Consider the following 7610-nt stretch of genomic DNA (forward strand, 5'->3'; position numbering starts at 1 on the left):
CAGCAGTTCCTTACTCATGCCCTGCCTCCCCAATTTGCCCGAGGATCAAAGTTCACCGCATCCCTGAATGCGGCATAAGCCTGTTTGGCCCCGTCGCTATGGGCAGCAGGCAGTGTCACATTCAGCTCCACATACAAATCGCCAGCCTGCTTGCCCGGAATGCCCTTGCCTTTAAGCCGCAAACGCCGGCCATTGGCTGAATTGGCAGGAATTTTCAAATCAATGCTGCCTTGAGGAAGAGGCACTGTCACCGTGGTGCCCAATGCGGCTTCCCACGGGGCTACCGGCACTGACAGGTACACGTCTCGGCCCTCTACCCGGTACAGGGGATGGGGCCGGAATGCCACTTCCAGCAACAGGTCGCCATTGGCACCGCCGCCCATTCCCGGCCCCCCTTGCCCGCCCAAACGGATATGTTGCCCGGGCACCACGCCTTTGGGAATGCGCACATTCAGGGTTCGCCCGGCATTGCGGCCATCCCCCCCAAGCGTAATGGTGCGGGTGGTGCCGCGGTAGCTGTCTTCCAAATCAATCTGGATGCGGGCACGAATGTCTTCGCCGGGAAACTCGAACTGCGCCCGGGAATGTCGACCGCCTTGGGTGTTTGCCCGCCCACCGAACATTGACTGGAAAATGTCATCGAAATCGAAACCGGCGCCACTATTGCCGTTTCCCTGGTACTGGTAATGACCGCCGCCCTGGGATTGAGCCTGCTGCGCCGCCTGCCAATCGGCACCGTATTGATCATAAGCTGCCCGTTTCTGGGCATCATGAAGCACGTCGTAGGCTTCTTTTACTTCCTTGAAACGTGCCTCGGCATCGGTTTCTTTACTGACATCCGGGTGATATTTACGGGCAAGGCGATGATACGCCCGTTTGATATCTTTCTCTGAGGCATCCCGGGAGCCCCCCAAAATCTGGTAATAATCTTTGAATGCCATAATGCTCCAAGCCTGTATGAAGTGAACACTTCAGTCATCGTGAAGACTGGTGGTAACACTTATACATTTGGGCATTATTTACACATTTTCAAGGGGGGATTTGCGCAAACGCATTAACGATGGCCGATTTTGCACACAGGCACATGATTATCTAGCAAAAAAATAAATTACTTTTGTAACAACAACTTAAAAAAACATGAAGCCAATTTGAAAACAGGGCAAGGATAAGGCCATCCAACAGGATGGCGTGCCAGGCACGCCTCCCCATGACGTGCAACCATGACTGGAAACAATGACCGAAGCCGAGCCCGGCCCACAGCAAACGGATTAACGCGGTTTTTGCGCCAAAAGCTGCAAAACGGCCCCCATGCCAGTGTGCTTTATCCCTTCAATCACTGGCCGCTGCAACGCCTTGAGGTGTAAAAAGCGCAAGGGCGACAATTCAGCCGCCACTTCATCCTTGTCCAGCAGCATGGCGATGGCTTTGGGACCACCGGTTGCCAATTGCAATTGCTCGGGCGTGTATCCTTCCAGCAGGAACATGCCACCTGGGGTCAGCGCCTGGCACACCTGTTGGTGCACCTGTTGTCGCAATCCGGCGGGCAAATGGCAAAAGATGGACACAATGGCATCCCACCGGTTATCCCCCAGAGAAAAATCCGCCAGATCGGCCTGAATGTACTCCACCATGACCCCGTGTCTAGCCGCCAGCCGTTTGGCTTTGGCAATGCCCACGGATGAGAGGTCCACCGCCGTGACCTGATACTCCTGCTGCGCGAGATAAACCGAATTACGCCCTTCACCATCCCCAAGACATAACACCCGCCCCTTGGGGAGTTGCGGGGCATATGCCTGTAAAAATTCGTTGGGGGTACTGCCATAGACATAATCTTCCGCGCTGTAGAGTTTGTCCCACATGTTGCTTTCCTGCTGCTGAAAAATAGTGAGGCCCCTTTTGGAGTATATAGTAAAAAACATGTCTATTCGCGTGTGAGTGAGTGACAGCCCTTTACGAGTAATGCTTCTTATGGATATTCAAAGCGTACATACTATGTATAATAGTGTGTACGCTTTTTTTTTGTCCCTGAAGGCTTAGCAAGGCGATGGCCTCACTGCGTGAAACCACCACCCTGCCAAAAGGGTGTTTAGGGGAATGATGGTAAAGTAAAATAATAAAGCCACTCCTGACGCTCGCACAGCTCACTACTCGCTAGGCATTTATGATTTTTCTTGACCATTCGCTTGACCATTCGCTTGACCATCACACCGCTTGACCATCCGCTGAAACACGTTTCTGGACAAAAGTGAGTCAGTGACTTTGCTAATTTAGCAGTTCATGAATAACTAAAAGTATTGAAAATTGACTTAGTGAAGCGTCCAATCTTTCTGGCGCGGATCAGATTACGGGTATAAACTTATAAATCGAGTTTGGTGGCTATTCTCACGATTTATTACGAAACCCTTTATTGCAATATTCTCACTTTATTCTTCTATTCTGAATTTATCTAAATTTTATTCATTCCAATCGATTGCTTAGCATGATCAGCACTAAAACAACACAACGCTAGGTATCAATATGTCTCTTTCTAATCTCGCTACGAAATCCAAGCACCAACTGTCAGAAAAAATCATCATTACCAATGCTCTTGAGAAATGGCATTTAGATGGCCTGTTCAATCGAACTATTGATGTGGAACGAGTCCCAGAATACTTCAGGTTCAAGACTCACATGGTCATGCTTCATCGGCATGGAGAATGAAAACAAATCACTCCAAATCTGGAGCTAACCCCATGACGACACCAAAATATTTATCCAACACCTATCTTGATGAGCTCACAGTAAACATTACTAGAGTAATTGAAATGGATGATTCGGTAGCAATGTATTGTGATGATACCATCTTTTACCCCCAAGGCGGTGGTCAACCTTGTGACCTTGGTGTCATCATCATTGACGGTTCCGAACACCGAGTCCATCACGTTGAGTCAACTAAAGAAGGCATTGCACATATTCTGGAAGCACACCCTTCCCTTTTAACGTGCGCTAAAAAACAGTGTATCCAACGCATCGATATACAGCGTCGTCTGCTCAATGCAAAATCACACACAGCTGGTCACCTTATCTCACATATCCTCGAAGAGTTGGATAGCAATTTATTTCCAGCAAAAGGGCATCATTATCCTAGTGATTCATACATTGAAATGATTGAAACTGAAAGAACCAATGACTCCTATTCGGTAGATTTGATTAACGATAAAATAGACGCTTTAGTCGAAAGCAATCCAATAGACATCCTGGCGGTCGATTTGGACTTGGCACAAGTTAAATCTCTGCGCCCGCTATTGAGCAAGTTAATACCTCAAAACACCCAAATTAGAGTGATTGCCATTGATGGATTCAAACCTGTGCCCTGTGGTGGGACACACGTTAGGTGCACTTCTGAACTGAAAGGACTGCGGATAACGCGCATAAAGCGAAAGAAAGACCGCTTAAAAGTCAACTATTCAATCAATTAGATAAGGCATAGGTATGGATTTCACGACAGCATTGTTTTCAATTTTGACCATTCATTTAATGGCATCAATTTCTCCAGGTCCAGATTTTGTTGTGGTTTCGCAGAAGACCTTGCTTCACGGTCGAAGAGCTGGCATTTTTTGCGGTATTGGGGTTTGCGTAGGTCTATTAGTTCACATCGGATATTCAGTCGCCGGTCTAACGACAGCATTAGCGCACTCTGAGCATATTTCTCAGTGGATTGGCTTTTTTGGCGGAAGCTATCTTGTGTTCCTTGGTTATAAATCTATAAAAGGCTCTTTCACTAAACATGAAACAATTGTCATGAGCGAAAGCAGCAAACCCGCTTCACGTTCGGCATTTTGGAGCGGTCTGGTTGTGAACATATTCAATCCAAAGGCAGCGATTTATTTTATCTCATTATTTTCAATCATCATTTCCCCGACTATGAGTACAGCGAAGCTACTGTGTGTCGTTATCTCCATCATTGCAGTGCAAATGGCTTGGTACCTGACATTTATCTTTTTGGTGACTATCCCAGTAGTCAAAGTGAAATTTGACAGTAAAGTTCATCTAGTGGATCGCTCACTGGGGATGTTCATGGTGTTGATGGGGCTTTACATGACAGCCTCCTATACGCTGATGTAGAGTTGCATTTTTCTAGTCAGTCGGTTGTAGGGCCAGCATGAGAGGAGGATTTTCGAATCTGGATTTCTGCGCCTTCATACTTGCTCTTCCGTTGATTAATTTGCGATTAAAAGCGTTTATGAATATATGAGCCGATTTAAGCCTACCCAGTAGTCTTTCTAGTCAAGTAATGCTATAGCCTGCTTCACCTGCCTGAGAATTATTTGCAGTTCATTTTTGTAGTCTGACTGAAATTTCTCAGCGGTCAAACTATCGCCCACCCTCCAGTAAACTGCGTAAAGAAGGAGCTTGGTGATTTTTTCCCTTAGTTCCAGAAGTTCGGCACTGTTTCCAGGGGCAGAGTATCTGTTCAAGAAACTATGGTAGCAATCGTTCATTCGCCGAAAATGTTCCAGAGCTGTTTCTTGGTCTGGTTTGATGTAGGAAAAACCACTCTGGTCCTGAGTAATCTCGACGGTCTCACTATACGCAGTACAGTCTTCAATGATTGCAGTGATTTCCTTCAGAAAGGTATTTTTGTTTTGCTCATCTCGTTCACTTTCCAATAACGGTAACCATTTACTCGAAACTTTATACCCAAATCCTCGAACAGTAACGATGAAGTCTTCAACCATCACGCTCTTGAGAACAGCACGAGATTTAAAAATATATTTGTTCGCGATAATGCTGTCAGGACTATCTTCCATGTGGAATGACGACTTCTGATCTCGGACGATACTGCCTATATCGCTATAACTCGTTAAGGATGTATTTTGAGTGAATAACTGACAAAGAAGAGCGTAAACAGCAGCATCTTGAATAAACACTTCTCTCCCAGAGGATTTCAAAATCTTTAGGTTTAATTCAAGAGTAACTAGCTTTGATGTTTCCACGTTTTTGAAGGTAATTTGACTCATTCTGATATCTAACTTCCATGTTTAAAAGACAATTAATAGTTCCCAAACGTGTAGTTAAAACAACTACTAATCCTAGTGATTTATTTTCAGAGTAAAAGTGAACCTATAAATAACATAATGCACTGTTTTACATGTAATTTAACTAAAAATCTAGATTCTGTGATCGATAAAATGCGAGGGATGGGGCTATATCTTCAGGTATTTGGAGTTCTCATTAGAAAAGCTATGGCGAATGAGACTCTATAGTGAACATGAGTCCTGTTTACTAACGCGAAACGGGGCATAAACGAGTTTGAAATTGCTAACTCAACAGTTCTTTTAGGTGGCTATTCCGCTTATGAGAATGGCTAAGTGCTTCGGTGATTTGCTTCATATCATCGCTACTGCCGACGATATGAATTTCACTTTCCGCTCTAGTGATTGCCGTATAGAGCCAAGCTCTATCTACTATTCGTCCTTTTTGCAGGGCAATGATGATGCGCGGAAACTGTGACCCTTGAGCTTTATGTAGGGTGATTGCGTAACCCAACTCCATGCAGTCGAGAACGGATTGTGTTATTTCGATCTTTTCACCTGTATCTAGCGTCACTTCACCGTAACTATCACCAGAAGGTTTGGCGTTGGTTAGCATACCAAGTGAGCCGTTCTGAATACCTTTGTCGTAATGATTCTGCGTGAATAACACTGTAGTGGCATAGTGAATTTGGCCACCTAATTAGAGCTGCTATGATGGCAGCAGTTCCTTACTCATGCCCTGCCTCCCCAATTTGCCCGAGGATCAAAGTTCACCGCATCCCTGAATGCGGCATAAGCCTGTTTGGCCCCGTCGCTATGGGCAGCAGGCAGTGTCACATTCAGCTCCACATACAAATCGCCAGCCTGCTTGCCCGGAATGCCCTTGCCTTTAAGCCGCAAACGCCGGCCATTGGCTGAATTGGCAGGAATTTTCAAATCAATGCTGCCTTGAGGAAGAGGCACTGTCACCGTGGTGCCCAATGCGGCTTCCCACGGGGCTACCGGCACTGACAGGTACACGTCTCGGCCCTCTACCCGGTACAGGGGATGGGGCCGGAATGCCACTTCCAGCAACAGGTCGCCATTGGCACCGCCGCCCATTCCCGGCCCCCCTTGCCCGCCCAAACGGATATGTTGCCCGGGCACCACGCCTTTGGGAATGCGCACATTCAGGGTTCGCCCGGCATTGCGGCCATCCCCCCCAAGCGTAATGGTGCGGGTGGTGCCGCGGTAGCTGTCTTCCAAATCAATCTGGATGCGGGCACGAATGTCTTCGCCGGGAAACTCGAACTGCGCCCGGGAATGTCGACCGCCTTGGGTGTTTGCCCGCCCACCGAACATTGACTGGAAAATGTCATCGAAATCGAAACCGGCGCCACTATTGCCGTTTCCCTGGTACTGGTAATGACCGCCGCCCTGGGATTGAGCCTGCTGCGCCGCCTGCCAATCGGCACCGTATTGATCATAAGCTGCCCGTTTCTGGGCATCATGAAGCACGTCGTAGGCTTCTTTTACTTCCTTGAAACGTGCCTCGGCATCGGTTTCTTTACTGACATCCGGGTGATATTTACGGGCAAGGCGATGATACGCCCGTTTGATATCTTTCTCTGAGGCATCCCGGGAGCCCCCCAAAATCTGGTAATAATCTTTGAATGCCATAATGCTCCAAGCCTGTATGAAGTGAACACTTCAGTCATCGTGAAGACTGGTGGTAACACTTATACATTTGGGCATTATTTACACATTTTCAAGGGGGGATTTGCGCAAACGCATTAACGATGGCCGATTTTGCACACAGGCACATGATTATCTAGCAAAAAAATAAATTACTTTTGTAACAACAACTTAAAAAAACATGAAGCCAATTTGAAAACAGGGCAAGGATAAGGCCATCCAACAGGATGGCGTGCCAGGCACGCCTCCCCATGACGTGCAACCATGACTGGAAACAATGACCGAAGCCGAGCCCGGCCCACAGCAAACGGATTAACGCGGTTTTTGCGCCAAAAGCTGCAAAACGGCCCCCATGCCAGTGTGCTTTATCCCTTCAATCACTGGCCGCTGCAACGCCTTGAGGTGTAAAAAGCGCAAGGGCGACAATTCAGCCGCCACTTCATCCTTGTCCAGCAGCATGGCGATGGCTTTGGGACCACCGGTTGCCAATTGCAATTGCTCGGGCGTGTATCCTTCCAGCAGGAACATGCCACCTGGGGTCAGCGCCTGGCACACCTGTTGGTGCACCTGTTGTCGCAATCCGGCGGGCAAATGGCAAAAGATGGACACAATGGCATCCCACCGGTTATCCCCCAGAGAAAAATCCGCCAGATCGGCCTGAATGTACTCCACCATGACCCCGTGTCTAGCCGCCAGCCGTTTGGCTTTGGCAATGCCCACGGATGAGAGGTCCACCGCCGTGACCTGATACTCCTGCTGCGCGAGATAAACCGAATTACGCCCTTCACCATCCCCAAGACATAACACCCGCCCCTTGGGGAGTTGCGGGGCATATGCCTGTAAAAATTCGTTGGGGGTACTGCCATAGACATAATCTTCCGCGCTGTAGAGTTTGTCCCACATGTTGCTTTCCTGCTGCTG

At 47.8% G+C, this 7610-nt stretch carries 8 protein-coding genes; 2 read left to right on the top strand and 6 right to left on the bottom strand.

Going from position 1 to position 7610, the window contains the following annotated elements:
* Positions 1-14: 14 nt before the first annotated feature.
* Positions 15-941, bottom strand: coding sequence for a DnaJ C-terminal domain-containing protein (locus ACIDEJ_RS14970; RefSeq protein ID WP_411987617.1), 927 nt, complete (start codon positions 939-941; stop codon positions 15-17).
* A 327-nt stretch (positions 942-1268) separates the two neighbouring features.
* Positions 1269-1859: a class I SAM-dependent methyltransferase gene (locus ACIDEJ_RS14975; RefSeq protein ID WP_411987616.1), complete on the bottom strand. Its 591-nt coding sequence runs from the start codon at positions 1857-1859 to the stop codon at positions 1269-1271.
* A gap of 873 nt (positions 1860-2732) precedes the next feature.
* On the opposite strand from ACIDEJ_RS14975, the gene ACIDEJ_RS14980 reads away from it, so the two are divergent.
* The gene (locus ACIDEJ_RS14980; RefSeq protein ID WP_411988865.1) at positions 2733-3458 is read left to right on the top strand and encodes an alanine--tRNA ligase-related protein; all 726 of its coding nucleotides are present in this window, start codon (positions 2733-2735) and stop codon (positions 3456-3458) included.
* Positions 3459-3471: 13 nt separating this feature from the next.
* Positions 3472-4104 carry a LysE family translocator gene (locus tag ACIDEJ_RS14985; protein ID WP_411988866.1) on the top strand — a complete coding sequence of 211 codons (633 nt, stop codon included), beginning with the start codon at positions 3472-3474 and terminating at the stop codon, positions 4102-4104.
* Between the two features lie 158 nt (positions 4105-4262).
* Here ACIDEJ_RS14985 and ACIDEJ_RS14990 read toward each other — a convergent pair whose 3' ends face one another.
* The 4 genes from ACIDEJ_RS14990 to ACIDEJ_RS15005 all read right to left on the bottom strand — a co-directional run.
* Positions 4263-5000 (bottom strand): hypothetical protein, encoded by a 738-nt coding sequence (locus ACIDEJ_RS14990; RefSeq protein WP_411988867.1) that lies wholly within the window; start codon positions 4998-5000, stop codon positions 4263-4265.
* Between the two features lie 301 nt (positions 5001-5301).
* Positions 5302-5631: an ATP-binding domain-containing protein gene (locus ACIDEJ_RS14995; RefSeq protein ID WP_411988868.1), complete on the bottom strand. Its 330-nt coding sequence runs from the start codon at positions 5629-5631 to the stop codon at positions 5302-5304.
* 116 nt (positions 5632-5747) lie between these two features.
* Positions 5748-6674: a DnaJ C-terminal domain-containing protein gene (locus ACIDEJ_RS15000; RefSeq protein WP_411987617.1), complete on the bottom strand. Its 927-nt coding sequence runs from the start codon at positions 6672-6674 to the stop codon at positions 5748-5750.
* 327 nt (positions 6675-7001) lie between these two features.
* Positions 7002-7610 (bottom strand): class I SAM-dependent methyltransferase (locus ACIDEJ_RS15005; RefSeq protein ID WP_411988497.1); only part of this gene is annotated, 609 nt, incomplete at its 5' end.

Source organism: Shewanella mytili (assembly GCF_046765975.1).
Taxonomy (GTDB): Bacteria; Pseudomonadota; Gammaproteobacteria; order Enterobacterales; family Shewanellaceae; genus Shewanella; species Shewanella mytili.

Excerpts from the sequence above, each read along its gene's own strand:
- ACIDEJ_RS14990 (WP_411988867.1), bottom strand. The coding sequence starts at position 5,000 with ATGAGTCAAATTACCTTCAAAAACGTGGAAACATCAAAGCTAGTTACT.
- ACIDEJ_RS14980 (WP_411988865.1), top strand. The coding sequence starts at position 2,733 with ATGACGACACCAAAATATTTATCCAACACCTATCTTGATGAGCTCACA.
- ACIDEJ_RS14975 (WP_411987616.1), bottom strand. The coding sequence starts at position 1,859 with ATGTGGGACAAACTCTACAGCGCGGAAGATTATGTCTATGGCAGTACC.
- ACIDEJ_RS14970 (WP_411987617.1), bottom strand. The coding sequence starts at position 941 with ATGGCATTCAAAGATTATTACCAGATTTTGGGGGGCTCCCGGGATGCC.
- ACIDEJ_RS14995 (WP_411988868.1), bottom strand. The coding sequence starts at position 5,631 with ATGCTAACCAACGCCAAACCTTCTGGTGATAGTTACGGTGAAGTGACG.
- ACIDEJ_RS14985 (WP_411988866.1), top strand. The coding sequence starts at position 3,472 with ATGGATTTCACGACAGCATTGTTTTCAATTTTGACCATTCATTTAATG.
- ACIDEJ_RS15000 (WP_411987617.1), bottom strand. The coding sequence starts at position 6,674 with ATGGCATTCAAAGATTATTACCAGATTTTGGGGGGCTCCCGGGATGCC.